This is a genomic window from Neisseria subflava (assembly GCF_003044645.1).
GTDB classification, from domain to species: Bacteria; Pseudomonadota; Gammaproteobacteria; order Burkholderiales; family Neisseriaceae; genus Neisseria; species Neisseria subflava_B.
Genome location: NZ_POXL01000005.1, coordinates 1 through 25,578 on the forward strand (window position 1 = coordinate 1; position 25,578 = coordinate 25,578).

Sequence of the window (25,578 nt, forward strand, 5' to 3'; positions counted from 1 at the left end):
TTTGTCGAAGACCCGTTATGTAGTCGAACAAAGCTTCGGTACGTTACACCGTAAATTCCGCTATGCCCGGGCAGCCTATTTCGGGCTGATTAAAGTGAGTGCGCAAAGCCATCTGAAGGCGATGTGTCTGAACCTTTTAAAAGCCGCCAACAGACTAAGTGCACCTGTTGCCGCCTAAAAGGCGGCCGGATGTCTGATTGATCAGGTATCCAAGGGGGATTAAGAGGGTATTTGAGTAGAATCAATGGATATTTGAAACAAAAACAGCCGAAAACCTGTGTTTGGGTTTCGGCTGTCAGGGGGAAAAGGAATTTTGCAAAGGTCTCGGCCTTTAAATCATTATTACGGTATTCGTTTATGATTGGTCGATGGTTTTATCCAGTCCTTGGGTCAGACCGTTGATGTCGCCACCATTCAGTCCTAACTCTTTCAAGAGACCGTCGACCAACGGGGCTTGGCTGCGGTAGCGCAGGGCGCTGTTGACCATTTGGTCTGCAAGGCTGGCTTGTGTGGTTTGGCCGTCTGAAACACCTTCCGCACCGTTTGCACCACCGGCAAAGCCACCCAGACCATTGACTTGCAAGATTTTGATGTCTTCGATTTTTTCCATTGGGCGGACGGATTCGCGGATGATGTCCGGCAGGTGTTTTAAGAGGGCAAGGCGGACTTGCATTTCAACCTGTTCAACGCTCAGGACGTTGGCAGCTTCGTTCACAGCGCGGGTACCTTCGGCGTCAACCTTGTATTGTTGCTCTTGCGCTTGCGCCAACAGAATTTTGGCATCTGCCTCACCTTTGGCTTGCAGGCGGTGTTTTTCGGCTTCGGCTTCGGCGGCAATACGCACGGCTTCTGCGCGGTCTTGTGCGGCTTGTTTTTCGGCTTCAGCGGCAACAGTGAGCGAAATCGCATCTTTTTGCGCGGCTTCTTCAGCGGCAATCAGTTCCACCGCTTTGGCACGCTCGGCGCGTTCGGTTTCGCGTACGGTAATCACGCTCTCTTCTTCGCGAACGGCGGCGGCGCGGGCTTTATCGGCTTCAGCTTTGGCTTCAGATTCGGCACGCGATTTTTCGGCAACGGCGATGGCGCGGTCTTGCTCGGCCAATTCGATGGCTTTGCGGCGTTCAACCTCCGCTTGCTCAACGGCTTGGGCTTTTCTAATGTCTTCGTTTTTAATGTCGCGTTCGGCTGCGATGCGTTTCAGATCCACTTCGCGTTCGGCGGCAATTTTGGCTTCTTCCGCTTCACGTTTTTTCTGAGCTTCTTGTTCGGCGATGCTGGCTTCTTGTTCAGCACGGCGTACCGAAATTTCACGCTCTTGTTCGAGTTTGGCGTATTCTTCTTCGCGTGAGATTTTCAGGCGTTGCTGCTCGGCTTCGAGGTTTTTGGTTTTAATTGCCAAGTCGGTGTCTTGTTCGATTTCGTTACGTTTTTTGCGGCGGCCTTCGATAGTTTCGGTCAGTTTGGTCAAACCTTCCGCGTCAAAGGCGTTTTGCGGGTTGAAGAACTCAAAACTGGTTTGGTCGAGGCCGGTTAGGGAAACGGTTTCGAGTTCGAGACCGTTTTTAAACAAATCTTCGCTTACGACTTGTTGTACTTTCTGTACGAAATCAACACGTTTTTCATGAAGTTCTTCCATTGCCATTTCTGCGGCAACGGCGCGCAGGGCATCAACGAATTTACCTTCGACGAGGTCTTTCAACTCATCGGGAGACATGGTTTTCATACCCAGCGTTTGCGCGGCAGTCGCAATGCTCTCGGCGCTGGGTTTAACGCGGACGTAAAATTCTGCCATTACGTCAACGCGCATACGGTCGCGGGTAATCAGCGCTTGTTGGGCAGCGCGGCGCACTTCAAGGCGCAGTGTATTCATGTTGACGGGGATGATTTCGTGCAATACGGGCAGCACCATCGCACCGCCGTTCATAATGACTTTTTCACCACCAAAACCAGTGCGGACAAATGAGACTTCTTTACTGGCACGGCGATACAGACGGGTCAGGATGAGGCCGAGTACAATTAGCGCGACGAGTATGACGCCGGCGATGGTGCCGATGGAGACCAAGTTCATGGTTTTTCCTTTCTTCTTGTTAATAAGCCTTTGAGGGCGGTGGATTCAGAAGGCCTTGAGGGAAAGAGGCCGTCTGAAAGGGTTAAAATTCTTAGTTTTCTCGTTCAGGTTTTTTTTGTTTCAGGTTCATTTGCTATTAAAGTTTCAAAATCTGATTCTTTAAACGTTTCGGCTTGAAGTTTCATGAATTTTTCTGCAAAATTCAAATCCGATGCTTCAGACAAATAAACAAATGATAAACCTATAAAAGGTAATGATATAATTGCTAAAAATATGAAAGAATAATAAGAGTTTTTAAAATCAACTTGGGTAGGCACCCATAAAATTACTGCTGCTATTATTGCAAAAATAAAATATCTAATATAATTCAATATATAATTTTTTAACCTTCTCTTTCTATCATTGAATTTTTCTTTAAAACATACTTTCCCAACTATTGCAGAATATTCCAAGTATTTCAATCCCAAAGTGTAATACCTTAAAGCTCGATTAGGAGATTTCATCCCTAAGCAATAAATAATCTCCTCAGAATCTAATTTATTTGTACCAGAAATTGCCCCGTATCCTTTTTCTATTAAATAAGCATGAGGCTTTCTACCTTGGTATTCTGCTTGCGTAATAAGATGAATTAATTCTTTTGCCTGTCTATATTCAATTTGACTTTTAGAAAGTCTTTCTAACCCACCAAACCTGCGTATTAAGTTAGGAAAGCCAAACATACTGATGATGGATACGATCAAACTAAGTATGTTTGGCCAATCCTTTAACCATTCAGACATTTCTTATTGCTCCTCTTTACAAATAAATTATCAAAAAATTTCATTATTGATAATAAAGAATACAAATGTATCATAGTCATTCCTGTGTAGGTGAAAATCTAGAACTTTAAAAATTACAGGTATTTATAAATCTTACTGAAATTCCAAGAACTGAATTCCTACCTTAGCTAGAATGATGGCAGTCGATATTCGTATTTTTGGCGGTGCCGCAAAATTTGTAATTTCAGACGGCATTAATCAACCAAGCTGCCGCTCGGATTCAAAATCGCTTTAAATGTATTTCCGTCCAACGACACCAGCAATACCGCATCTCCTTGTTTTAATACATCTTCAGAGTCAGGTTCTACCATCACATAATGCTGTTGGCCGTAAGCATCTTTCACGCGCACCTGCGCCGCATTGCCTACCCGAGCTTCGCCCAGCACCACTGTGCCGATGCGGCCGATTAAACTTTCTTGCGAAACGGCAGTGGTTTCATCTTTCGGCATAATTTTGTACAAACCGCTAGCCGTCACCCGTACTAAGGGCAGGGAAAGAAACCAAACGATGACTGCTGCCAGCGTGCCATTCAGATAACTGCCGAATACAGTGGCAAAGGCCGTCTGAAACAGATAACCCGTCAGTCCGTATACGGCAAGAAACACCACCATCAACATCAACACCGGAATACGTCCGACATACAGCCAACTCAGGAAACGCACGAATATGCCTGCATCCGCCACATCCAATCCTACCTCGGCGTGTGCGGTTTCGGTCAGACTGTCGGGCAATAGGTTGTCCAACCAATCGCTGATACCGCCTGCCAGCATGGAAATGACTTCCAACACACCGAGCAAAACCATCAGCGCAATGGCAATGCCGAAGATTTCAGTTTCGGGGGCGTTGATTAAATTCCACATATTGCATTTCCTTATTCTTTTTAATTTTCAGACGGCATATATTTTATTTTAAAGTTAAGCCGATTGGATATGGATATTTTTATTAATTTGTCGTAACTGACAGGATTTTTCTCAATCCGGCATCTTTTTGTTATTGAAGCGTGTATGGTTTTCTTTTTTCAGACGGCCCCGTGAAGATAAAGGCCGTCTGAAACCGCGATTTTCTCAATATAGCTTATGATTTCGCTTTCAATGCCGCCAATCTTTCGGCAATGCGGTTGTTGCGGCTTAAGTCTTCCAGTTCTTTCAGCTTGGCCAACTGCGCCGCATCGGTGCTGCTGTGTACCGAGTTTTGGCGACCCATCACACGGTCGAAGGCATTGCCGCTTTTTTCAGCATCACGGGCAATGCGGTTGAGGTCGCTGCCGTTACCACCGGCTGTTTTGCCTGCGCCAGCATTCTGCTGTGCGGCACGCCAGTCTTGCAACTGCTGCTGCATCTCGCGTTTTTTCGCCTGCAGGGCGGCGATAAAGCCTTCAAGCTCTTTTTCTTGTGCGGCACAATCGGCAATGGTGTTTTCCAAGATGGGCAAACGCGCTTCGATGTCCATCTGCTCGGCGATACCCGCTTCGGCAAGGTCATCTCGACCGGCATCTACGGCGGCTTGCAGATTGGCATCGATAGCCTCGTGGCGGTTGCTTTCATCGGCCATTTTCTTGGCGGCAAGATGTTTCTGCGCCAACACTTTGCCCAACTCAGCACGCACTTCATCTACTGCGCGCTCAATTTCGCGGATGCTTTCGTTCATTACCGCTTCAGGTGCGAGGTTTTCCGCCGCATCAATCAGGGCATGAAAACCGCCGCTCACCAGACGGCCTACTCGGCGGGATAGGGTTTCGCTCATTTGGATTTTCCTTTCTATCTTTCTTTATGTTGATAAATACATATAAGCTGCACACTTTGTTTTTCTGCTGGCCTTTTATTATTTCCAGCCATATACAATTAGCGTATCGGCCTGTATTTCAATTTCGTATTGTCCGCTTTGGTGGATGATTAAGAGTAATGTTTCATGGTCGATATTAGGTGGAAGTGTAACAATTATGTATTCGATTTCTGCAAGTTTTAACGGGCCGGCCATGCCGTCAGCCGTATAGCCACGCAGGTTTGTGCTATATGATTCGGAAGAACTGAGCGTGTCGGCATAAATTTCCAATTTCATCGAATATAAATATTCATCACCCAATATTTTGGCACGGGCTTCTACTACGCCAGTATATTCAGTAATTAGACGGAAGATTTTTGCCCACTTGCTGTTATTCATCAGGCCGTATTTACTGGCTTGGATGGTTGCAATACGCTTTTCGTACCTTCTCTGTCGTTCAGCCTGTTTACTGTTGTGCGTCATTCCTCACCTATCTGTTGTACAATCTTTGCCAGTCTCAAAGTATTTTCAAGCTGTTGCAGAACGCTGTCGTCGTATGCCGCGCCTTTGCCGGTTACGGCGAGTTGTAGGATGCTGTCAGTCAGGCGGACGATGCGCCACATCAGTTCGCGCTCGTATTTTTTCAAATCGTCGAGGTCAGCTTCTTCGGGCAGGTCGGCGGCGAGTGTTGCGCCTAAGTCAGGCAGTTGTTCAAACAACCTCGCCACGATATGCGAATGCACTCCGGCCTGTTTTTCAGCGTGCAAGATTTCGTGTTTTGCCGCTTGGAAAAATTGCTCCTGCGCCGTCAGTGCGGAGCTGTAATCGCGTGTCTGCGTATGCGCCAAGCGCGCCAGCTTGAGCAGTTCGCGGATTTTTTCAGACGGCGTATTTGCTCCTTCGATTTTAAGTTCGGCAATAAAATCAGCATCTTCCTGAGTGATGCGCACACTAATTGGGATACGGTTCGTTGCATTCATATTCGTCTGCTTTGGTTTGTATTCATTTGAATACAAATATACAAGATGGGATTCTGAGGCGCAATACCTGAAACCGTATATTTATGTAAACATCAGGCCGTCTGAAACTTGATTTTCGGTTTTCAGACGGCCTTTTCCTTTATAATCCGTACATTATTTTCATACACACAGCAGGTTCTCCATGTCCAACAAACCCACACTCCTTCTCGTTGACGGCTCTTCTTATCTTTACCGCGCCTATCATGCTATGGGGCAGAATTTGTCTGCGCCCGACGGTGCGCCGACTGGGGCGATGTATGGCGTGTTGAATATGCTGCGCCGGCTGCGTGCGGATTATGTGCACGACTATTGCGCGGTGGTGTTTGATGCTAAGGGTAAGAATTTCCGCCACGAGATGTTCCCCGACTATAAGGCGACGCGCCCGCCGATGCCGGACGATTTGCGCCCGCAGGCGGAAGCCTTGCCGGATTTGGTGCGCCTGATGGGCTGGCCGGTATTGGTGATTCCGCAGGTGGAAGCGGATGACGTTATCGGAACTTTGGCTAAGATGGCTAGCGAAGCAGGGTGGAACGTGGTGGTATCTACCGGCGATAAGGACATGGCGCAGTTGGTGAACGAGCGCGTGACGCTGGTGAACACGATGAGCGGCGAAACGCTGGACATTGAAGGCGTGAAAGAAAAATTCGGCGTGCGTCCCGACCAAATCCGCGATTATCTCGCGCTGATGGGCGACAAGGTGGACAACGTGCCGGGTGTGGAAAAATGCGGCCCGAAAACGGCGGTGAAGTGGCTGGAAGCCTACGGCTCGCTGGCCGGCGTGATGGAACACGCTGGCGAAGTCAAAGGCAAGGTCGGCGAAAACCTGCAAGCCGCTTTGGAACAACTGCCGCTGTCGTATGATTTGGTAACGATTAAAACCGATGTGGACTTGCACACCGAGCTTTCAGACGGCCTTGAAAGCCTGCGCCGTACTACGCCTAAATGGGCGCAGCTGGTTGTCGATTTCAAACGCTGGGGTTTCCGCACTTGGCTGAAAGAGGCGGAAAGCCGTATGCACGAAGCGCAAAACACAGATTTGTTCGGCAGTGAGCATATCGGCGAACAAGCCGCATTGGCGATGGAAACACAGCCTGAAAAACAACCCGAACTCGCCCCAGTCCCTGAAAAGCTGGATTATCAAGCCGTTACCACCGAAGCGCAGTTTGCCGCCTTGTTGGACAAACTGGCTCAGGCGGAAAAAATCGGCATCGATACGGAAACCACGTCATTAGACGCGATGAACGCCTCGCTGGTCGGCATCAGCATCGCGTTCCAAGCAGGCGAAGCGGTTTACATTCCTGTAGGACACAGCCTGACTGCTGCGCCTGAACAGCTTGATTTGCAAGACGTATTAGGCCGTCTGAAACCGCATTTGGAAAACCCCGCCCTGAAAAAAATCGGGCAAAACCTCAAATACGACCAACATGTTTTTGCCAACTACGACATCGCCCTGAACGGCATTGCCGGCGATTCCATGCTCGCTTCCTACATTATTGAGAGCCATCTCGGACACGGCTTGGACGAATTGTCCGAACGCTGGCTCGGCTTGGAAACCATTACTTACGAATCGTTGTGCGGCAAAGGCGCGAAGCAAATCGGTTTTGCCGATGTCGCCATCGGGCAGGCGACCGAATACGCCGCCCAAGACGCTGATTTCGCCCTGCGCCTCGAAGCGCACCTGCGCGCGCAAATGGACGCCAAACAGCTTGAAATGTATGAAAAAATGGAGCTGCCCGTCGCACAGGTATTGTTTGAAATGGAACGCAACGGCGTGCAAATCGACCGCGCCGAACTCGCCCGCCAAAGCGCAGAACTCGGCGCAGAGCTGATGAAGCTCGAACAAGAAGCCTACGCCGCCGCAGGTCAGCCGTTCAACCTCAACTCGCCCAAACAGCTGCAAGAAATCCTGTTCGATAAAATGGGCATCCCCACCAAAGGCCTGAAAAAAACCGCCAAAGGCGGCATTTCCACCAACGAAGCCGTGCTCGAACAGCTCGCGCCCGACTATCCATTGCCCAAAATCATCCTGCAAAACCGCAGCCTGGCGAAACTTAAATCCACCTACACCGACAAACTGCCCGAAATGATTTCCCCCAAAGACGGTCGCGTGCATACCACTTACGCCCAAGCCGTCGCCATTACCGGCCGCCTCGCCAGCAACAACCCCAACCTGCAAAACATCCCCATCCGCACCGTAGAAGGCCGCCGCGTGCGCCGTGCCTTTACCGCACCGCAAGGCAGCGTCATCGTTTCCGCCGACTATTCCCAAATCGAGCTGCGCATCATGGCGCACCTCTCCGGTGACAAAACCCTGATTACCGCGTTCCAAAACGGCGAAGACGTACACCGCCGCACCGCCGCCGAAGTGTTCGGGATTGCCCCTGAAAACGTCTCGTCCGAACAACGCCGCTATGCCAAAACCATCAATTTCGGCCTCATTTACGGCATGGGCCAATACGGCCTTGCCAAATCATTGGGCATCGACAACATCTCCGCCAAAAACTTTATCGACCGCTACTTCGCCCGCTATCCCGGCGTCGCCGAATACATGCAGCGCACCAAAGAACAAGCCGCCGCCCAAGGCTTCGTCGAAACCCTGTTCGGCCGCCGCCTCTACCTGCCCGACATCCACAACAAAAACGCCAACGCCCGCGCTGGAGCCGAACGCGCCGCCATCAACGCCCCCATGCAGGGCACCGCCTCCGACCTCATCAAACGCGCCATGATAGACGTATCCCGCTGGCTTTCAGAGTGCAAAGCCTCCCCGTGGGACTGCCTGAAAACCAAACTGATTATGCAGGTGCATGACGAATTGGTGTTGGAAATACCCGAAGCCGAGCTGGATTTAGTCAAAGAAAAACTGCCGCAGATTATGGCAAAAGTGGACGAAGGGAAGTTGAACGTGCCGCTGGTGGCAGAAGTGGGCGTGGGTATGAATTGGGAAGAGGCACATTGAGTTAGTAACACCAATTATTTATTTTGAACTTAAGGAAATATTTATTATGTCGAATAAAATCACTCGTATTGAAATCAAAAAATTATTTGGTATGTTCAATTATAATATAGATTTAACCAGTAAAGAAAATTTTATTAAGATTATTACTGCTCCTAATGGGTATGGAAAATCTACGATTTTAAAAATTATTGAAGCATTTGCTCAAAATAATCTTTTATTTTTCATACATACTGATTTTCAAGAAATTAGATTTTTCATATCTAATCAAAATAAACCTATTACTTTTCGAAAAATAAAAAGCAATTACTATATTGATGAAATAAATATAACTTTCTTACATAATAAATTATTGTTAGATAGTAATTTTTTTGATGCTATCGCTAATTTAGAAAATTTTTTGCCAATATACAGGATTGGAGAAAATCAATGGAAATCTTTTGACTCAGAAGATATTATCTTGACCTTTCCAGAAATACTTAGAAAGTTTAAGAACCACACTTCTATATTTGAGTTAACTAGAAATTTTGAATGGCTGATAGAGATTACTCAACAAATCCAAGTATTATACATATCGACGAATAGATTAATTAATTTTAGTCATATGCAAAATTATGGAGAAGTATCTGATTATGAGAAAAATAGCCTTACAATATTTGGTTTACAAAATAGTATACAGGAATTAATACAACAATCCCTAAGAATACAATTTACTGAAAATCGAAAAAGAGAAGCTTCCTTTCCAGAAAGATTATTGAAGCAATTAGATAAGTCTAATACATCAAACAGAACAACAAAAATTTTTTCATTATTAACAAAAATTAGTAAGTACGAAGAAAACTTTCAAGATTTAGGGATATTGTCAAATGTAGCATTAAATCCTAATTCAATTCAGTCTCTCATTTCTCATATCAAAGATAATACAGGAGAAAAAGTTTTAGAGGTTTATTTGACTGATATTGTGGAACGTCTTGCAAAATTAGAGCCTTTAGCAAAAAAAATCTCCCTTTTTACCCAAAATCTAAATACCTTACTTTCTTTTAAATATATAAAAGTTTCTCCTGAAATAGGGTTTGAAATATATCCTATTTTTAAGCAAAAATATATTAAAAACATCTCATTAGATGAGCTATCTTCTGGTGAGCAGCATTTAATATTATTGATAGGTAAATTAATTTTTAATATTGATTCTGATACGCTAGTTTTAATTGATGAGCCAGAAATTTCTTTACATCCTGCATGGCAAGAAGAATTTGTAAATATTTTGATAAAAATACAAGAAATTAATAGCTTTTCTGTGGTAATCGCTACACATGCCCCTGCATTGATTAATGGAAATTGGGATAATGTTCTAGAATTATCTGAGCAATATTGGGGATTATTGAAATGATTAAACCACATAAATCATTAAAGGATGTTGCCCAATCACCTACGTATATAATTGATGAGGCAAAATTAATTTTTAATTCATATAAAAAAATAACATTGGTTGTAGAGGGAGAAACAGATAAAGATTTATTAGTTCCTTTCTTTATAGGGAAGCCAATTAGATTTACGGAGTCGAAAGGTAAAGACAAAAGTTTAAATATGCTGGATCTTCTAAACCAAAAATCGGAAGTAGAAAAGCGTGGAATTTATTTCTTGATAGACGTGGATTATGATTATTTATGTAGCAGAATAAAAGAAGATTCCAATTTAATTTATTCTTTTTATTGTACTGATACTAAAACATTTTTCTTTAATGATATAGAAACATTTTTAGTTAACTCACAAGCATTAACTAAGTTGCTTGTGAATTTACATCCTAAAGATAATGTCGATATTAACGATTGTCTTAGACTTCTCCTTCCTAAACTAGAAAATTTTTCTAGGGAAGTAGGAGCTATTCGGGCAGCAAATGAAATGTTGGCTGATAGAAGAACGATCTTAGACGGAGTGGATTTATTTGAATTTATTTCGTTCAATAATTCTAATCTATCTAACTGGAACATGTCTTTTGATATAGAAAATCTCAGGAAAAGGTTATCTTCATGTTCCCCTAGAAAGAGTGATATAGATGATTTATTTGAAAAAGCATATGAGTTAAAGCAAACTGAACCTAAATGGAGACTAAGTCGTGGACATGATGTTACAGAAATTTTAAAAGATTTCTTTTTGCACCATACAAAAAAGTACCTTTTAAAGGAAGATAAATCTGGTAAAAAATATGCTTCTGATATAGAAGTTCTTTTGAGAATCGCTGCCGAACAAGAAGAGTTTCTCAAAACAAATGTAGGAACTAAGATTTTAAAATTATTACATAACGCATAGCTTGTATTCTGTGTATTCTTTGTGCATGATTTATGGCTAGCTATGAGTTGAATACTTAAATATCCGACAAAATCGCAGTCGTCTCAAAAGCCGTCGGATTTGGGAGTTCAATCTACTAAACTGAAACTGCGTGCATGCCTCAATACACGCACACGGTAGTTGACCCAAAACCCATCCGAGGTCGTCTGAAAACCTATCTTATGGTTTTCAGACGACCTTTATTCTTCCCGCCGACAGGCATACAATCAAAAGTGCAGTACCTTTCATTGATTCAATACAAGGAGATAGTTATGCGCGGCATAAAATCAGTTGCATTGTTGTGTACTTTGGCATTGGGTGCGCCGGCGTTTTCGGCGGGTTTGACCAAAACGCTGCCGGGCGATTTGACGACGGCTCAGGCGCAGGCGGTGGTGCAGGCTTCGATGAAAAAGGCGCGTGAAATCAAGGTGCCGATGAATATCGCGGTCATGGACGCGGGCGGTAATTTGAAGGCGTTTGCGCGTATGGACGATGCGTTTATCGGCAGCATCGATATTGCGCAGAAAAAGGCGAAAACGGCACGCTATTTCAATATGTCCACCCGCGATCTGGGCAAGGCTTCGCAGCCGGGCGGCGAGCTTTACGGTATTGAGGTGACTAACGACGGTTTGGTGATTTTTCCCGGCGGTGTGCTGTTGGTGGATAAAAACGGTGTTATCGTCGGCAGTGTCGGTGTGAGCGGCGGCTCGGTCGATGAAGACGAAAGCGTCGCGAAAGCAGGTGCGGCAGTATTGTCGGGAAGTTAAGCCGTAGTTTGAAACAAGACCCAATGCGTTTCTTTTCATGATTTGCGTTGGGTTGTTGAAATAGGTAGAGGCCGTCTGAAAATGTGGGTTTAACCTCACACTATTTTCAGGCGGCCTTTTTCTATACTGATTCCCTACATTCTATTTGCCGTATGCTTTTATTCTCGGCCTTTTATCTCTTTTTTTCATGAATAATGTTGCCGGTGTTACAATCGGCATATTCTTATTGTTATCAAACAGGTGTTTCATGCAGTTTTTCGGCCTGCTTATTCCTATTGTTATCGGCTATTTTCTTGATGAGATGGCCACGGGCGTGATTATTGGATCGTTGTTTTGGTTGGTTGCTTGGTCAATCGCGAAACAGCGTCAAGAAGAGCGTTTGGCTGAATCTGCTACGGCAGGCGACAGGATGCAAAAGCTGGAGCAGGAAGTCGAGCTGCTGAAAAGGCGTTTGTCGGTGTTGGAGCATGAGGCTGTCCGTGATGAGGCGAAGGTAGGGCAGGGGCTTGAGGTTCGGGCTGTTGCCGATGTTCAGACGGCCTCCGAGCCGCGTCATGTTCGGGTTGAGCCTGAGGCGGAAGCTGCGCCTGTTAAGCAGAAAATTGAGGAAGCGTTTGCTCCTTCTTTTTCTATACCTATTAATCCTGTTTCTGCCAAGGCTGTTGCTTCGTCTGAGCCTGTTGTGGAAGAAGTTGTCGAGGCGGTTGCTCCGGTTGTTGCTGAACAAGCAGGGCTGTCTAAAAAAGAGGCTGTTGTTGCTTCGATGTCGTCTGAAAGCGAAGAAGCGCCATCGCGTCAATTCGTTATCCATAAAGATAAGGTGGAAGGCGGAGAGTATAAGTTTTCCGACAATCCGATTGTTGCTTGGTTCTTGCGCGGTAATCCGCTGTTGAAAACCGGTATTGTGGTGCTGTTCCTCGGCTTGGCGTTCCTCTTACGCTACGCTTCCGAGCGGGTTCATGTGCCGGTGGAGCTGCGCTATCTGACTGTGGCAGGCGCGGGTTTGGCGGCGGTGGTCGGCGGCTGGAAGCTGCAAAGCCGTAAGCGTGAATATGGCTTGGTGTTGCAGGGTTTTGGCGTGGCGGTAATGTATTTGACGGCATTGGCGGCGTTGAAACTGCATCCGCTGCTGCCTGTGTCGGTCGTGTTCGGGCTGATGGTGGCGATGGTTGTGCTGATGGCGTGGCTGGCGGTAAGGCAGAATGCGCAAATTATGGCGCAGGTTGCTTTAATCGGCGGTATGGCCGCGCCTTTGCTGACTTCAGACGGCAGCGGCAATTATTTGGTGCTGTTTTCTTATCTTGCCCTGCTCAACGGCGGTGTGGCCGCGATTGCTTGGTTTAAGGCATGGCGTCCGCTGAACCTGACGGGTTTTGTCGCTACTTTTGCCATTGCCGCGCTGTGGGGCATGCGAAGTTATACGCCGCAACATTTCGCCACTACCGAGCCTTTCTTGATTTACCACTGGCTGCTCTATACCTTTATCGCGTATCTGTTCGCACGCCGTAAGTTGACGGAAAACAGTGAAGACGGCGTTACGCCGATTGCCGACAATGCGACTTTGGAAGAAATCGGCAAGAGTATTTATACACACGGCCTGCGCGTGCATGTCCTCGACCATACTTTATTGTTTGGCACGATGGCGGCGGCGTTCGGCCTGCAATACCGCATGGTGGAGCATTGGCCGTCTGCGGATGCGCTTTCTGCATTGGGTTTTGCCGCGGTTTACGGACTGGCCGCGCTGCTGCTGAAACGTCAGCAGGGTTTGTATATTTTGCGTCAGGCATTTTTTGCGTTGGCGGTGTTGTTCCTCACGATTGCCGTTCCGCTTTATTTTGAACCGAGCAATACGGTCATTTTGTGGAGTGCTGAATCTGCACTGGTTTATTTCTTCGGTCTGCGCCAACAGCGTCCGCATATCCGTTTGGGTGCGCTGATGGTTTATCTCTTGGCGGCACTGATTCAGTTGGGCAATTATCAGGGCTTCGGCACCGATACCGTTCTGGAAGGGCAGTGGTTTACAACGGTTGTGGTGTTGCTTGGCGGAGCGGCGATTTACTTGCTGTGGTATTTCTCGCGTCGCGAAGGTTCGGCGCAATGGGAAAAATCCGTTCAGACGGCCGTGTTGTCTGCCGCCTTGCTGTACATCTCTATTTTGCCTTTGCTCTTCTTGGCCGAGCGCGGCAGCATTGTCGCTCTTTCCGCTTTGGCGGCGGCGTGGGCATTCTGTCGGCGCAAACACGAGCCGAATGTGTTTATCACATTTACCTTGGGCAATGTATTGTTCGCCCTGTTGCTGCAAGCCGGTATTATTTATGAATCCCAAGGTTTCCTGAGCCATCTGTACCTTATTGCCGCTACGCCTTTGCTGTTTGCGGCTGCCTACGCGCTGCAATATCCGCGCGTGTCGGTTGCAACCGAAAAGCCGGAAGGAAACGAGGTTTACTTTGCGAAGGTTGCAGGCTGGATCATCCTGCTTACTGCGTTGGCAACAGGCAGCTACGCCCTTTATATGCAATGGACAGGCGAGGAAACCCTGTTTATCGAGTTGTGGATGTGGCCGATATTTGCCAGCTTACTGCTGTTTGCCAAACGTTTGAAATGGGAAGAGTTGCTGCAGGCAAACTTGGCATTCCTGCCCGTGTTTGCCCTGCATTTTGTCTTCTACCATACCGAACACGTATGGACAGCCGCCGCAGCCTTGCCGCTTGTCGCCGCCACCGTGTTGAACTTTATCATTCTGAACAATTATCCACGCCCTGATCTGATTTGGTTACACAAACTCAATATCACGATACTCGGCGTACTTTGGACGCTTTGGACGGCGCTGTATGTCGGCGGCCTTCTCTCCGGCGTTTGGTCGCAGCTCTCATGGCTTGTCGTGCCTTTGGTGATGTGGATTGTTTTCCATACGCAGCGCCACCGCGAATTTTTCAGACGGCATCAAGCCATTTATCAGCATTTTGCTATGCCGTTGTGCGCCCTTGCCGCTGCCTGTTGGATGCTGTGGACCAATTTCTCCACGCCGTTCCAACCTTCGCCGTTGCCGTATATTCCCGTGCTCAATCCGGTGGAACTCACCAGCGCCGGTATGCTTTGGTTTGCACTGAAATCCCTGCCTGAAGCCTTGTCGCCCGAGCTTCGCCGTACCACAGTGACCACTGTCGCCGCCTTGGCATTTATGCTGATCAGCGCAGGCGTGATGCGTGTATGGCATTTCTACGACGGCATTACTTGGCGTCTTGACATCATGCTCCAATCCTTCGGCTTGCAAGCCAGCCTGTCCGTCGTTTGGGCAGTAACCGCCATCATCTTGATGGTACTCGGCAACCGCCGCAAACAACGCTCCTACTGGATGACAGGCGCGACGCTGATGGGCATCGTGGTCGTCAAACTCTTCTTGATCGAGCTTTCCAACAGCGGCGGTATCGCGCGCATCGTCTCCTTCATCATCGTCGGCCTGCTGCTGCTTCTGGTCGGCTGGTTTGCTCCTGTTCCTCCCAAAGCAGAGAATGATGGCGAACACAAAGCCTAATCATTAATCTCAAATAAAAAGGCCGTCTGAAAAAGCAGCGTTATCTGTTTTCAGACGGCCTTTATTTTTTTAGAAGGTGCAATCTGCTTTATTCTAGAATGTCTAATCGTATTGAGTTATGATGCCTTTTAATATATAAATGGATAAGCCGTAGGCCGTCTGAAAAAAGAAAACGGGTCTGCATACCACGCATGATGCGCCCGACAGACTGACCATGGGTGGATACATAAAGATAAAAACCGCTACCGAAGGAAATAGAAAATGCCTAACCGCAATGAGCTTCCCTTAATTTATTCTTGTTCCGGATGTTCCGATGTGGCGCAGCTGGCCAACAACACAGCCGTGGCGCTCGACCATGCCGGAGAGTTTGAAATGTCGTGCATTTCCGGCGTGGGCGGCAAAGTCGCGCCGTTGGTGCGCAAAGCGCAGTCCGGACGGCCGATGTTGGTTATTGACGGCTGTCATCTGCATTGCGCCAAATCGTGTTTGGAAAATGTGGGCGTTGAAATCCCGGAAGGGCATCATGTAAAACTATACGAGCTGGGCTACAAAAAACGCTTTGGCAAAAGCTATGACGAAGCTACGGTAGAAGAAGTTTATCAATATGTTTTGACGAAGAAGGGCGATGTATTGAGCAGTTAACGATCTTTATTTGACTGATTGTTCCCAAAATATCGGTTGAGAATCTAAACCATGGGACTGTAAGTTTTATCTGATACATGATTTTGGACATGAGACAATAAAGACTTTAGGCCGTCTGAAAAACCATTTAGTTTTCAGACGGCCTACTCTTTATTAGTTATCTGAAAACTCATTTTCATGCCGCAAGTTGCGGATAAAGGTTTCAAAATCGGGGGCAAGTTCGACTATTTCAAAATCCCATTCTTGTTCGACAAGCACCACTTTCGGCTCTCCGTCTTTTCCACACTCTTGATAGTCCAAGGCAAACATGGCATGTCCTGCAGATGGGTCGTTAGCAAAATACACGCCGATAGGCGGATACTCCCATTCTTCCAGCCAAAGTTTTTGCCCCATCACGCCGCACAGACTCCCTTCTTTTTCAAAACCGATTCCTGATACCTCGCAAATTTGCACATGATCTTCCGACCACGAATTTCTCTGAGTGGTCGGAAAGCAGTTTTTGACAAATATCCCGCTGTTTTGTACTGCCATCAATGCAATAAAACTTTGCGGTAATTTATAGCCTAGCTCACTTTCTACAGCGGCCAAAATCTCAGGGGTAAATGGGGTTTCTTTGTAGTCCTTATCCGCCCAACTATTAGATTCCCAAACGGAGGACAAGTCAAAATCTTTAAAAACTTGGGGCATAATGTTCTTCCTTATTGATTTCAGTTATAACAGGTGGGTGGATATTCATACCCGACTTTTACTGTCTGTCATTCCCGCCTGAGCGGTAATGACGGCGGAATTTTGGGCAAAGCTTGTTGCCCTCGTTTTTCAGACGACCTCTGTCATCTCCCTTTTACATCTCTTCCAATTTTGCAAACTTGGTGTCCAGCTCTTTCACGCCCTGTTTGCCGAAATTGATGGTCAGTCGGGCGGATTCGCCTTTGTTCACGGCATCGATGATGACGCCGGTGCCGAATTTGGCGTGGCGGACGTTTTGGCCGATGCGGAAGCCTGCGTAGGTTTGCGGCTGTTTGAAGTCGTCTATGATTTTGTCCCTTTGTACGGTGGTCTGGCGCGTGCTACCGTAGCTGTCGTAGGCGGGTTTTTTAACGGACAGGTAGTGCAATACTTCGGGCGGGATTTCTTCGACGAAGCGGGAGACGATGCCGAATTGGGTTTGTCCGTGCAGCATACGTTGTTGCGCCATGGTGATGTAGAGGCGTTTGCGGGCGCGGGTGATGGCGACGTACATGAGGCGGCGTTCTTCTTCGAGGCCGCCGCGTTCGGCAAGGCTCATTTCACTGGGGAAGCGGCCTTCTTCCATGCCGGTGAGGAAGACGGCGTTGAATTCCAAGCCTTTGGAGGCGTGGACGGTCATCAGTTGGACGGCTTTTTCGCCTGCGCCTGCTTGGTTTTCGCCGGATTCGAGGGCGGCATTGCTCAAGAAAGCGAGGATAGGGAAGGCAGGGTCGTCTGAAATGTTTTCGGGCAGAGTTTCAAAGTTGCTGTCTTCGGGTTTGAACTCGATGGCGGCGTTGACGAGTTCGTCGAGGTTATCGAGGCGGTCTTGGTTGTCGCCTTTTTGGGTTTGGTAGTGTTGGGTCAGGCCGCTGTCTTTGAGGATGCCGACGATGATTTCGGACAGGGGCAGTTGTCCGACTTGGTTGCGCAGGGCTTCAATCAGGCGGACGAAGGCGGCGATTTTGGTGGCTTTTGCGCCGGCGTTGCAGGCTGCCTGCCAGAGGGTGATGCCTTGTTCGTTTGAGGCCGTCTGAAGGTTCTCGATGGTGCGTGCACCGATGCCGCGCGGTGGGAAGTTGATGACGCGCAAGAGGGCGTTGTCGTCGTCGGGATTGACGGCGAGGCGCAGGTAGGCGAGGGCGTGTTTGATTTCTTGGCGTTCGTAAAAGCGCAGGCCGCCGTAGATTTTGTAGGGGATGCCGCTGCGGAACAGGCTTTGTTCGATGACGCGCGATTGGGCGTTGCTGCGGTAGAGGACGGCGATTTCGTCCAAATCCCAGCCTTCACGTTCGAGGGCTTTGGTTTCGTCCACGATGAATTGGGCTTCTTCGAGGTCGGTAAAGGCGGAGTAGTAGCGGATTTTGTCGCCAGCTTCGGCGTCGGTGCGCAGGTTTTTGCCGAGGCGTTCGTCGTTGTTTTCGATGACGGCGTTGGCGGCGGCGAGGATGTTGCCGACGGAGCGGTAGTTTTGTTCGAGTTTGACGGGCGCGTCGATGTGGAATTCTTCCATCAGCGCGGTCATGTTGCCGACGTGCGCGCCGCGGAACCGGTAGATGCTTTGGTCGTCGTCGCCGACGGCAAAGACGGCGGCATTGTTGCCGGCAATCAGTTTCAGCCAGGCGTATTGCAGCTTGTTAGTGTCTTGGAACTCGTCGACCAGAATGTGGTTGAAGCGGTTTTGGTAGTGTTGGCGCAGGATTTCGTTGCTTTGCAGCATTTCGTAGCTGCGGAGCATGAGTTCGGCGAAATCGACTACGCCTTCGCGTTGGCAGATTTTGTCGTATTCGGCGTAGCACTCAATCATGCGGCGTGTGTGCGGATCGGGCGCGCTCAATACGGAAGCGCGCAAGCCGGATTCTTTTTGTGCGTTGATAAAGCCTTGCAGCGAACGCGGCGCGATGATTTCTTCGGCGATGTTGAGGCTTTTGAGCAGACGTTTGATCAGGGAAAGCTGGTCGCCGCTGTCGAGGATTTGGAAGGAAGAGGGCAGGCCTGCGTCGCGGTGGTGCAGGCGTAGAAAGCGGTGGCAGAGGCCGTGGAACGTGCCGAGCCACATGGCGCGGACGTTGACGGGAATCATCGCGCCCAAACGGGTCTGCATTTCTTTGGCGGCTTTGTTGGTAAACGTTACCGCCATAATGCTGTGCACGCTGGCTTGCCCGCTTTGCAAAAGCCATGCGATACGCGTGGTCAGTACGCGTGTTTTGCCGCTGCCTGCGCCAGCCAAAACGAGGGCGGATTGCGGCGGCCAGGTTACGGCGGAGAGTTGTTCGGGGTTTAAGCCTTGCAGCAGATTGGGGGCGGATTCGTTGGAAAACATGAAGAGGCCGTCTGAAAATAAATGGGAATGCGATATTTTAAAGGAAATACAAAAGGCCGTCTGAAAAGATGTTTCAGACGGCCTTTGTGTTGGAAGCCGATTAGAACGGACGTACTTCCAAACCGAACATACGGCGCGCGGTGTTCAGCATTTGGCAGCTGAAGCCCCACTCGTTGTCGTACCATGCGAACACTTTAACCATTTTGCCTGCGGTGACTTTGGTCAGCGTAGAGTCAAATGTGCTGGCTTGGGTAGTGTGGTTGAAGTCCATGGAAACCAGCGGTAGGGTATTGTAGGCCAATACGCCTTTCAGACGGCCTTCTTCGGAAGCGGCTTTCATCAGCGCGTTGATTTCTTCGGCGGAAGTGTCGCGGCCTGCTTGGAAGCTCAGGTCAACCAGGGAAACGTTGACGGTCGGTACGCGGATGGCGAGGCCGTCAAGTTTGCCTTTCAGGTCTGGCAATACCAAACCGACGGCTTTTGCTGCGCCGGTTTTGGTCGGAATCATGTTTTCCACGCCGCTACGCGCACGGCGCAGGTCTTTGTGGCGTACGTCGGTTACGGTTTGGTCGTTGGTCAGCGCGTGGATGGTGGTCATCACGCCGTTTACGATACCGATGTTTTCGTTCAACACTTTGGCCACAGGTGCCAAGCAGTTGGTGGTACAAGACGCGTTGGAGATAACGGTCATGTCGTCGGTAATCACGTCGTCGTTTACGCCGTAAACGATGGTTGCGTCAACGTCATCGCCGCCGGGAGCGGAAATCAGCACTTTTTTCGCGCCGCTTTCCAAGTGGATTTTGGCTTTCTCTTTGCTGGTAAACGCGCCGGTACATTCCATTACCAGGTCAACGCCCAATTCGCCCCATGGCAATTCGGCTGGGTTGCGGGTGGAGAAGTAAGGGATTTTTTTACCGTTGATGATGAGGTGTTTTTCATCATGGGAAACATCGGCGTCAAAGCGGCCGTGAACAGTGTCGAATTTAGTCAGGTGAGCGTTGGTCTCGATGCTGCCGCTGGCATTGATGGCAACGATGTCGAGTTGGTCTTGCAGTTTGTAGTCAAAAATAGCGCGCACTACTTGGCGGCCGATACGGCCGTAACCGTTGATGGCAACTTTGATACCCATGGCTTTTCCTCTTCTTTTGGGTTTGGGTTGTGGATTGAATGGCGGCAATTATAGCAAAAATGTAGTGTTGTGTAATTAATGTTTTATTGAAATTTTTTGGTTTGATTATTTTTGATTGTAGATGATTAGAGTAGAAATACAGGTTTAAATTTAATGTTGTTTAATATTTTTTGAAATTTTATTTTTATTAATTTCATATTTTGGTGTTTTATGTCTGTTTTAAATCATGGTAATGAAGAAAACGGGAAAAGGCGGATTGTTTTTGTTTATATTAAACGGAATTTTGGGACGGTTTCTTGATTACAACATGCAACAGTGAAATTTTCAGACGGCCCGGATTGGACGGAAGGAAAACAGGCCGTCTGAAACATTTTGATGACGGGGGATTTGAATGCGTTGGGTTGCCGCTTTTCCTTACAGGATAAGGGAAAGGCGGTTTGCGGAGAGGGCGGTTGTCAGTGGGAAGAGGAGGGAAAAACGGGGCTTGGGTGTTGCGTTTGGCTTGTATATAAAGAAGTGTATGAAGATTTTAGTCGCAGTGCATGAAGATTTTCCTTGCGATTTTAATGCAATACTGACTTGCCAACAGTGTTAAATTTTTTTACGATAAGGTCAGATTATGTTTGCATGGTCATAAGCGGTGCATTCTTTAAATACCGGATATTATCCTTGTCCGAATATCTATTTTAACCGGCCGGTTTGTCCGACCTGATTTCTAAATATATACGCGCAAGGCCGGGAGGCCTTGACGACACTCGATTTTTAAGAGGTTCATCGTGTCAAATTCTCAATCCAGCGAACGCGCGACGTTTAGCAGTCGCCGTGCCTTTATGTTTGCCGCCATCGGCTCGGCCGTAGGCTTAGGCAACATTTGGCGTTTCCCTTACATCGCCTTCGACAACGGCGGCGGTGCTTTCGTCCTCCCTTACTTGGTTGCGCTGTTGACGGCAGGTATTCCGCTGTTGCTGCTCGACTACGCCATCGGCCACCGTTACCGCGGTTCGCCTCCTTTGGCCTTTCGCCGCCTCGGCCGTTGGTTTGAGCCGGTGGGTTGGTGGAACTTCCTGACCAACGTCATCATCTGTATCTACTACGCCGTGATTGTCGGCTGGGCGGCAAGCTATGCCTATTATTCGTTTACTTCGGCATGGGGTACGGATCCGCAGGCATTCTTCTTCAAAGACTTCCTGCAAATGGCCGATGCCAAAGACTTGGGCTTGGATTTTGTCGGCAAAGTTGCCGGTCCGTTGATTGCCGTGTGGGTGTTTACGCTGGCGATTATGGCTTTGGGCGTGCAAAAAGGCGTGGCCGGTGCGTCCACATTCTTCATGCCTTTGTTGGTGGTGATGTTTGTCATCATGGTGGGCATCGCCCTGACCCTGCCGGGCGCGGCAAAAGGTTTGGACGCTTTGTTTACGCCTGACTGGAGCCGCTTGGCGGATCCGAAAGTCTGGGTAGCCGCATATGGCCAGATCTTCTTCTCGCTCTCCATCTGCTTCGGCATCATGATTACTTATTCTTCTTACCTGAAGAAAAAAACCGACTTGGGCGGCACCGGCTTGGTTGTCGGCTTTGCCAACAGTAGCTTTGAGTTGCTCGCCGGTATCGGCGTATTTGCCGCATTGGGCTTTATGGCTCAAGCCGCAGGCAAAGAAGTCAGCGAAGTGGCATCCAACGGTATCGGTTTGGCGTTTATCGCGTTCCCGACCATCATCAACCAAGCGCCGATGGGTGCATTGATCGGCGTATTGTTCTTCGGCTCGCTGGTATTTGCGGGGGTAACTTCTATGATTTCCATCGTTGAAGTGATTGTGGCCGCGATTCAAGACAAAATGAACATCGGCCGTGTCAGCGCAACGATGATTGCAGGCGTTCCCATGGCGATTATTTCCACCTTGCTGTTCGGTACGACCACCGGCCTGCCTGTGTTGGACGTATTGGACAAATTCATCAATACTTACGGCATTGTGGCTTCCGGTTTTGTTTACGTTTTGGCAATTGTCTTGTTGAACAAGCTGCCGGAACTGCGTAACCACTTGAACGCGCTGTCTTCCATCCGTGTCGGCAAAGTGTGGACCGCCAGCGTGGTGGTTACCGTCGCCATGCTCGGCTATATGCTTTATCAGGATACTGCCGGCCTCTTAAAAGAGAATTACAGCGGCTATCCTGACAGCTTCCTCAATATCTTCGGCTGGGGCATGGTGGGCGCCATCCTCGTATTGTCGGTCTTGCTGTCGTTCTTGCCGTGGAAACACGGTCAGGGCTTCAACGTCAAAGACGAACATGAACACGAACGTGAAGGAGACGAATAATGAGTACTTCAGCCATTATTATGATGCTTGTCGCATTGATCGTCATTTGGGGCGGATTCATTGTCTCCGTCCTGCGCCTGCCTAAAGAATAAGGCTTGAGCAAATGAAAGGGCCGTCTGAAAGTCATTTTTCAGACGGCCTTTTTGTTACATAGCAAGGGGACGGAAGAGGGGAAATCATCTTGGTGGACGGCATGGGCGAGATTTTTAATTATGGATGACCGGGTATGATGTATAAATTATATCTATTTGTTTTAAAAAGATTTAAATACGATTATCGTGTTAATAAACCGTTGTTCCCTTCAATCTTTGCCCGCTGTTTTCTTTGTTCTAGAATAGAGTCCGCAATACCTTTTATGAGGCATTAGGTACAGTATCCGTTTATTTGTTAAGGAGAATTTCATGGCTAAAGTACATCAACCAAGTAAAGAAAGTGATTCTGAAGATTTTGTTATCCGCCTCGATCCGCGCGAGTGGGACGGTACTTTTTCAGGAGAAGGCAAAGGACCTAATGATGGCTATGATGATGACCATACCATCCGCCTCGATCCGCGCGAATGGGACGGTACATTTTCAGGAGAAGGCAAAGGGCCTAATGACAGCTATGATGATGACCATACCATCCGCCTCGATCCGCGCGAGTGGGACGGTACTTTTTCAGGGGAAGGCAAAGGTCCTAATGACGGTTATGACGATGATCATATCATCCGCCTTGATCCACGTGAGTGGGAAGGTTTCGAGCCTGCGCAGCCGGCCGCGAAGCCGATATTGGAATCCAAAGCTTTCGATGGCGATGAACTTTTGAGCCGTGCGTTTGGTGAGGCTGATCCTCTTGATTCTTCTGCCGGTCTTTCCTCAGACAATGCGACCTATTCAAGCAATGGTACAGGTTCATCTGCGTTGGATACCATTCATGATTTAGCAGAGGCTTCTATTTTCAAACTGTAATCATTCCATAATATAAAAGGCCGTCTGAAACCGATATATGTTTCAGACGGCCTTTTTGTGTATGGTCATCAGGACGGGGCCTAACTCATCATCCAAATTACCAAATGCACCATGGTCGGGCCAAACAATACCATAAACAGTCCGGCCAAAATCATGGTCAGACTCGCCATGACGCCTTCGGTTTCGTGGCGTTGTCCGGCGCGTGATGTGCCGAAGCCGTGGGCGGCATTGCCGAATGCTACGCCGTTGGCGGTACGGAAACGGATGCGGGTGAAGGCCAAAAACAGGTCGCCGAATATCATGCCGACAAAGCCGGTGATGATGGTGAACAGGGAAACGAGCGAGGCTGAACCGTGGATTTCGCTGGCGAGGACGACGGCAAACGGCGTGGAGATGGAACGCGCCATCAGGCTGTTGGTTACTTCATTGTTGAAGTGGAACATATGGCTCATGAGGAATGCGCTGACTACGCCGATAAACATGCCCACCATAATGGCGATGGAGAGGATGGGCAGTTGGCGGCGGATGACTTCGCGGTTTTCATAAATGGGGACGGCAAAGGCAACGGTAACCGGAGTAAGCAGGAAGACGATGCCTTGGGTATATTTGTGGTAGGTGTCGTAATTGACGCCGAATGCCAGCAGCAGGAGGATGGTGCTGACGGAGACGGTAACGACGGGGGAGAAAATCATTAAGGGTTTTTTGCGGTGGATTTTTTTGGCAACGATGTAGGCGAAACAGGTCCAAATCAGGCAGGCGAGGGCGGTGTAGTCCATTTTTATTCTCTATTTTTAGGAGTGGAGTTTTTTGTAGAGGCGGCGTTTCCAGCGGTAGCAGAAATCGAGGGTCAGGGCGGTGCTGATCATCACGAGCGCGGTGCCGACGGCGATGGTCAAAATCAGCTGCCAACCTTCGGACATCAGCAGGTCTTGATATTGCAAGACGGAAACCATGATGGGGATGAAGAAAAAGACGAGTTCGCCCAATGCCCATTTGGCGCCGCGATCAACCATGCCCGGGCGGATGATGCCGAGCCCCAAAAGGGCGAGCATGAGGAACAAGCCCAATACGCCTGAAGAAATAGGCAGATGTGTGAAGCGGACGATAAGGTCGGAGACGCCCCATACTGCGCCAATGATGGCAAGCTGCAAGGCCGTCTGAAAAAATCTGGTGAGGGAGTCCATGATATGGGTGTGTGTTGAATGAAAGGCTTGATTATAGAAACCTGGTTTCTGCATAATATGAATTATTAAACGAATAATCATGCATTAGAGGAATAATGGACTTCAAAAGCCTGTATTGTTTTGCCGAACTCATCCGCCTGCAAAGTTTTTCGGCCACGGCTTCCGCGTTGAATTTGACGCAGCCGACGGTCAGCAAAATCATCCAGTCTTTGGAAGAAGAATTGGGCGTGCCGCTTTTGTGCAAAGAAAACGGACGCAAAAAGCGGCAGGTGCAGCCGACCGCAATCGGCGAAGAAGTCTATCGCCATGCGTTAAACCTTTTGCACGAACGTGATTTGCTGCTGGCCCGCATTGACGATTACCGCCATGTCAAAAGCGGGACGCTGCGTTTGGGTTTGGCCTTGTTCGGCAGCGATTTGCTCGGGCAGGCTTTGTTTGATTTCCACCACAAATGGCCGGACATCGAATTGTCGTTTTTGGAACAAGGCTCACTCGCCATCGAGCAATCCCTGCGCAACAACGAACTCGATGCCGGGCAGCTGCTCGCGCCGGTTCACGAAGACTTCGACAGCATCACGTTGTGCGACTATCCACTGGTGGTCTTGATGCCGAAAAATCGGGCGAGACACGATGCGCTGACGCTCAAAAGCCTACAACACGAGCCCTTCATCCTGTTCGGCGCCGGCTTTTCCCTCAACGAAACCATTCAGACGGCCTGCCGCAATCAAGGTTTTACGCCCAACGTTGTTTGCCGTACCGGGCAATGGAATTTGGTTGCCGACATGGTGGCGCACAATATGGGCATTGCCCTACTGCCCGAATACTATGCCCGAAAAATCAATCCCGATGTCTTTGCCGCCATTCCTTTGGTCGAACCCGAAATCCGCTGGCAGCTCACCATGGCATGGAAAAAACACCAACGCCCGACGCCGGCCTTAAGAGCTTGGTTGGACGTGGTCAGGGAAGCGTTCGGCAGGCGAAACAAATAAAATCAAATCATCAGGCCGTCTGAAAAAAAAGGGGGTGTCGTTATCACCCGGTTTCAGACGGCCTTTCCCGTTAAAAA

Annotated in this window: 22 protein-coding genes; 11 read left to right on the plus strand and 11 right to left on the minus strand. The window is 48.6% G+C overall.

The features are described from left to right. Positions 1-178 (plus strand): transposase (locus DBY97_RS06335; RefSeq protein WP_143811553.1); only part of this gene is annotated, 178 nt, incomplete at its 5' end. A gap of 177 nt (positions 179-355) precedes the next feature. Here DBY97_RS06335 and DBY97_RS06340 read toward each other — a convergent pair. From DBY97_RS06340 to DBY97_RS06365, 6 genes are all read right to left on the minus strand, one after another. Then, on the minus strand, positions 356-2,068 hold the full coding sequence (locus tag DBY97_RS06340; protein WP_107857837.1) for a flotillin family protein: 1,713 nt from the start codon (positions 2,066-2,068) through the stop codon (positions 356-358). Positions 2,069-2,172: 104 nt separating this feature from the next. Continuing rightward, a complete protein-coding gene (locus DBY97_RS06345; protein WP_107857838.1) occupies positions 2,173-2,847 on the minus strand; it encodes a hypothetical protein in 675 nt (224 codons plus the stop codon). A 233-nt stretch (positions 2,848-3,080) separates the two neighbouring features. Further along, positions 3,081-3,746 carry a YqiJ family protein gene (locus DBY97_RS06350; RefSeq protein WP_107857839.1) on the minus strand — a complete coding sequence of 222 codons (666 nt, stop codon included), beginning with the start codon at positions 3,744-3,746 and terminating at the stop codon, positions 3,081-3,083. 214 nt (positions 3,747-3,960) lie between these two features. Then, the gene (locus DBY97_RS06355) at positions 3,961-4,629 is read right to left on the minus strand and encodes a PspA/IM30 family protein (protein WP_107857840.1); all 669 of its coding nucleotides are present in this window, start codon (positions 4,627-4,629) and stop codon (positions 3,961-3,963) included. A gap of 78 nt (positions 4,630-4,707) precedes the next feature. Continuing rightward, a complete protein-coding gene (locus DBY97_RS06360) occupies positions 4,708-5,130 on the minus strand; it encodes a toxin-antitoxin system protein (protein ID WP_107857841.1) in 423 nt (140 codons plus the stop codon). Further along, a complete protein-coding gene (locus DBY97_RS06365) occupies positions 5,127-5,627 on the minus strand; it encodes a hypothetical protein (RefSeq protein ID WP_107857842.1) in 501 nt (166 codons plus the stop codon). Before DBY97_RS06365 ends, DBY97_RS06360 begins: the two co-directional genes overlap by 4 nt. A gap of 181 nt (positions 5,628-5,808) precedes the next feature. Here DBY97_RS06365 and polA point away from each other — a divergent pair, with 181 nt between their 5' ends. The 6 genes from polA (at position 5,809) to DBY97_RS06395 (ending at position 15,891) form a co-directional block, all read left to right on the plus strand. Further along, on the plus strand, positions 5,809-8,622 hold the full coding sequence (gene polA, locus DBY97_RS06370) for a DNA polymerase I (RefSeq protein ID WP_107857843.1): 2,814 nt from the start codon (positions 5,809-5,811) through the stop codon (positions 8,620-8,622). A gap of 46 nt (positions 8,623-8,668) precedes the next feature. Continuing rightward, positions 8,669-10,009: an AAA family ATPase gene (locus tag DBY97_RS06375; protein WP_003748123.1), complete on the plus strand. Its 1,341-nt coding sequence runs from the start codon at positions 8,669-8,671 to the stop codon at positions 10,007-10,009. Continuing rightward, positions 10,006-10,929, plus strand: coding sequence for a DUF4435 domain-containing protein (locus DBY97_RS06380; RefSeq protein ID WP_107848626.1), 924 nt, complete (start codon positions 10,006-10,008; stop codon positions 10,927-10,929). The genes DBY97_RS06375 and DBY97_RS06380 overlap by 4 nt, the downstream gene beginning before the upstream one ends. Before the next feature lie 290 nt (positions 10,930-11,219). Further along, entirely contained in the window at positions 11,220-11,714 is a 495-nt protein-coding gene (locus tag DBY97_RS06385; RefSeq protein ID WP_107848627.1) for a GlcG/HbpS family heme-binding protein, read from the plus strand. Positions 11,715-11,961: 247 nt separating this feature from the next. Then, positions 11,962-15,249, plus strand: coding sequence for a DUF2339 domain-containing protein (locus DBY97_RS06390; protein WP_107857844.1), 3,288 nt, complete (start codon positions 11,962-11,964; stop codon positions 15,247-15,249). Positions 15,250-15,510: 261 nt separating this feature from the next. After that, on the plus strand, positions 15,511-15,891 hold the full coding sequence (locus DBY97_RS06395; protein ID WP_003748129.1) for a putative zinc-binding protein: 381 nt from the start codon (positions 15,511-15,513) through the stop codon (positions 15,889-15,891). 153 nt (positions 15,892-16,044) lie between these two features. Here the strand turns inward: DBY97_RS06395 and DBY97_RS06400 are convergent, their stop codons facing one another. From DBY97_RS06400 to gap, 3 genes are all read right to left on the minus strand, one after another. After that, entirely contained in the window at positions 16,045-16,578 is a 534-nt protein-coding gene (locus tag DBY97_RS06400) for an SMI1/KNR4 family protein (protein WP_107857845.1), read from the minus strand. Positions 16,579-16,732: 154 nt separating this feature from the next. Continuing rightward, entirely contained in the window at positions 16,733-18,940 is a 2,208-nt protein-coding gene (gene uvrD / locus DBY97_RS06405) for a DNA helicase II (protein WP_107857846.1), read from the minus strand. A gap of 100 nt (positions 18,941-19,040) precedes the next feature. Next, a complete protein-coding gene (gene gap, locus DBY97_RS06410; protein WP_049335996.1) occupies positions 19,041-20,069 on the minus strand; it encodes a type I glyceraldehyde-3-phosphate dehydrogenase in 1,029 nt (342 codons plus the stop codon). Positions 20,070-20,845: 776 nt separating this feature from the next. On the opposite strand from gap, the gene DBY97_RS06415 reads away from it, so the two are divergent. The 3 genes from DBY97_RS06415 to DBY97_RS06425 all read left to right on the plus strand — a co-directional run bounded on the left by DBY97_RS06415 (position 20,846) and on the right by DBY97_RS06425 (position 23,328). Beyond that, on the plus strand, positions 20,846-22,381 hold the full coding sequence (locus tag DBY97_RS06415; protein ID WP_107857847.1) for a sodium-dependent transporter: 1,536 nt from the start codon (positions 20,846-20,848) through the stop codon (positions 22,379-22,381). Next, on the plus strand, positions 22,381-22,473 hold the full coding sequence (locus DBY97_RS06420) for a methionine/alanine import family NSS transporter small subunit (RefSeq protein WP_036472778.1): 93 nt from the start codon (positions 22,381-22,383) through the stop codon (positions 22,471-22,473). The genes DBY97_RS06415 and DBY97_RS06420 overlap by 1 nt, the downstream gene beginning before the upstream one ends. A 309-nt stretch (positions 22,474-22,782) precedes the next feature. Continuing rightward, entirely contained in the window at positions 22,783-23,328 is a 546-nt protein-coding gene (locus tag DBY97_RS06425; protein ID WP_107857848.1) for a hypothetical protein, read from the plus strand. Positions 23,329-23,408: 80 nt separating this feature from the next. Here the strand turns inward: DBY97_RS06425 and DBY97_RS06430 are convergent, their stop codons facing one another. Next, positions 23,409-24,104 carry an LrgB family protein gene (locus tag DBY97_RS06430; protein ID WP_107857849.1) on the minus strand — a complete coding sequence of 232 codons (696 nt, stop codon included), beginning with the start codon at positions 24,102-24,104 and terminating at the stop codon, positions 23,409-23,411. Between the two features lie 15 nt (positions 24,105-24,119). Next, on the minus strand, positions 24,120-24,593 hold the full coding sequence (locus DBY97_RS06435) for a CidA/LrgA family protein (RefSeq protein WP_003748145.1): 474 nt from the start codon (positions 24,591-24,593) through the stop codon (positions 24,120-24,122). Positions 24,594-24,607: 14 nt separating this feature from the next. Here DBY97_RS06435 and DBY97_RS06440 point away from each other — a divergent pair, with 14 nt between their 5' ends. Next, entirely contained in the window at positions 24,608-25,501 is an 894-nt protein-coding gene (locus tag DBY97_RS06440) for a LysR family transcriptional regulator (protein ID WP_107857850.1), read from the plus strand. Positions 25,502-25,578 lie beyond the last annotated feature (77 nt).

What these genes read in the sequence shown, in the direction of transcription:
- DBY97_RS06340 (WP_107857837.1), bottom strand. Translation starts at nt 2,068, where the DNA reads ATGAACTTGGTCTCCATCGGCACCATCGCCGGCGTCATACTCGTCGCG.
- DBY97_RS06430 (WP_107857849.1), bottom strand. Translation starts at nt 24,104, where the DNA reads ATGGACTACACCGCCCTCGCCTGCCTGATTTGGACCTGTTTCGCCTAC.
- DBY97_RS06375 (WP_003748123.1), top strand. Translation starts at nt 8,669, where the DNA reads ATGTCGAATAAAATCACTCGTATTGAAATCAAAAAATTATTTGGTATG.
- gap (WP_049335996.1), bottom strand. Translation starts at nt 20,069, where the DNA reads ATGGGTATCAAAGTTGCCATCAACGGTTACGGCCGTATCGGCCGCCAA.
- DBY97_RS06365 (WP_107857842.1), bottom strand. Translation starts at nt 5,627, where the DNA reads ATGAATGCAACGAACCGTATCCCAATTAGTGTGCGCATCACTCAGGAA.
- DBY97_RS06400 (WP_107857845.1), bottom strand. Translation starts at nt 16,578, where the DNA reads ATGCCCCAAGTTTTTAAAGATTTTGACTTGTCCTCCGTTTGGGAATCT.
- DBY97_RS06380 (WP_107848626.1), top strand. Translation starts at nt 10,006, where the DNA reads ATGATTAAACCACATAAATCATTAAAGGATGTTGCCCAATCACCTACG.
- DBY97_RS06395 (WP_003748129.1), top strand. Translation starts at nt 15,511, where the DNA reads ATGCCTAACCGCAATGAGCTTCCCTTAATTTATTCTTGTTCCGGATGT.
- DBY97_RS06355 (WP_107857840.1), bottom strand. Translation starts at nt 4,629, where the DNA reads ATGAGCGAAACCCTATCCCGCCGAGTAGGCCGTCTGGTGAGCGGCGGT.
- DBY97_RS06425 (WP_107857848.1), top strand. Translation starts at nt 22,783, where the DNA reads ATGGCTAAAGTACATCAACCAAGTAAAGAAAGTGATTCTGAAGATTTT.
- DBY97_RS06350 (WP_107857839.1), bottom strand. Translation starts at nt 3,746, where the DNA reads ATGTGGAATTTAATCAACGCCCCCGAAACTGAAATCTTCGGCATTGCC.
- DBY97_RS06440 (WP_107857850.1), top strand. Translation starts at nt 24,608, where the DNA reads ATGGACTTCAAAAGCCTGTATTGTTTTGCCGAACTCATCCGCCTGCAA.
- DBY97_RS06345 (WP_107857838.1), bottom strand. Translation starts at nt 2,847, where the DNA reads ATGTCTGAATGGTTAAAGGATTGGCCAAACATACTTAGTTTGATCGTA.
- DBY97_RS06420 (WP_036472778.1), top strand. Translation starts at nt 22,381, where the DNA reads ATGAGTACTTCAGCCATTATTATGATGCTTGTCGCATTGATCGTCATT.
- DBY97_RS06385 (WP_107848627.1), top strand. Translation starts at nt 11,220, where the DNA reads ATGCGCGGCATAAAATCAGTTGCATTGTTGTGTACTTTGGCATTGGGT.
- DBY97_RS06435 (WP_003748145.1), bottom strand. Translation starts at nt 24,593, where the DNA reads ATGATTATTCGTTTAATAATTCATATTATGCAGAAACCAGGTTTCTAT.
- DBY97_RS06390 (WP_107857844.1), top strand. Translation starts at nt 11,962, where the DNA reads ATGCAGTTTTTCGGCCTGCTTATTCCTATTGTTATCGGCTATTTTCTT.
- uvrD (WP_107857846.1), bottom strand. Translation starts at nt 18,940, where the DNA reads ATGTTTTCCAACGAATCCGCCCCCAATCTGCTGCAAGGCTTAAACCCC.
- DBY97_RS06360 (WP_107857841.1), bottom strand. Translation starts at nt 5,130, where the DNA reads ATGACGCACAACAGTAAACAGGCTGAACGACAGAGAAGGTACGAAAAG.
- polA (WP_107857843.1), top strand. Translation starts at nt 5,809, where the DNA reads ATGTCCAACAAACCCACACTCCTTCTCGTTGACGGCTCTTCTTATCTT.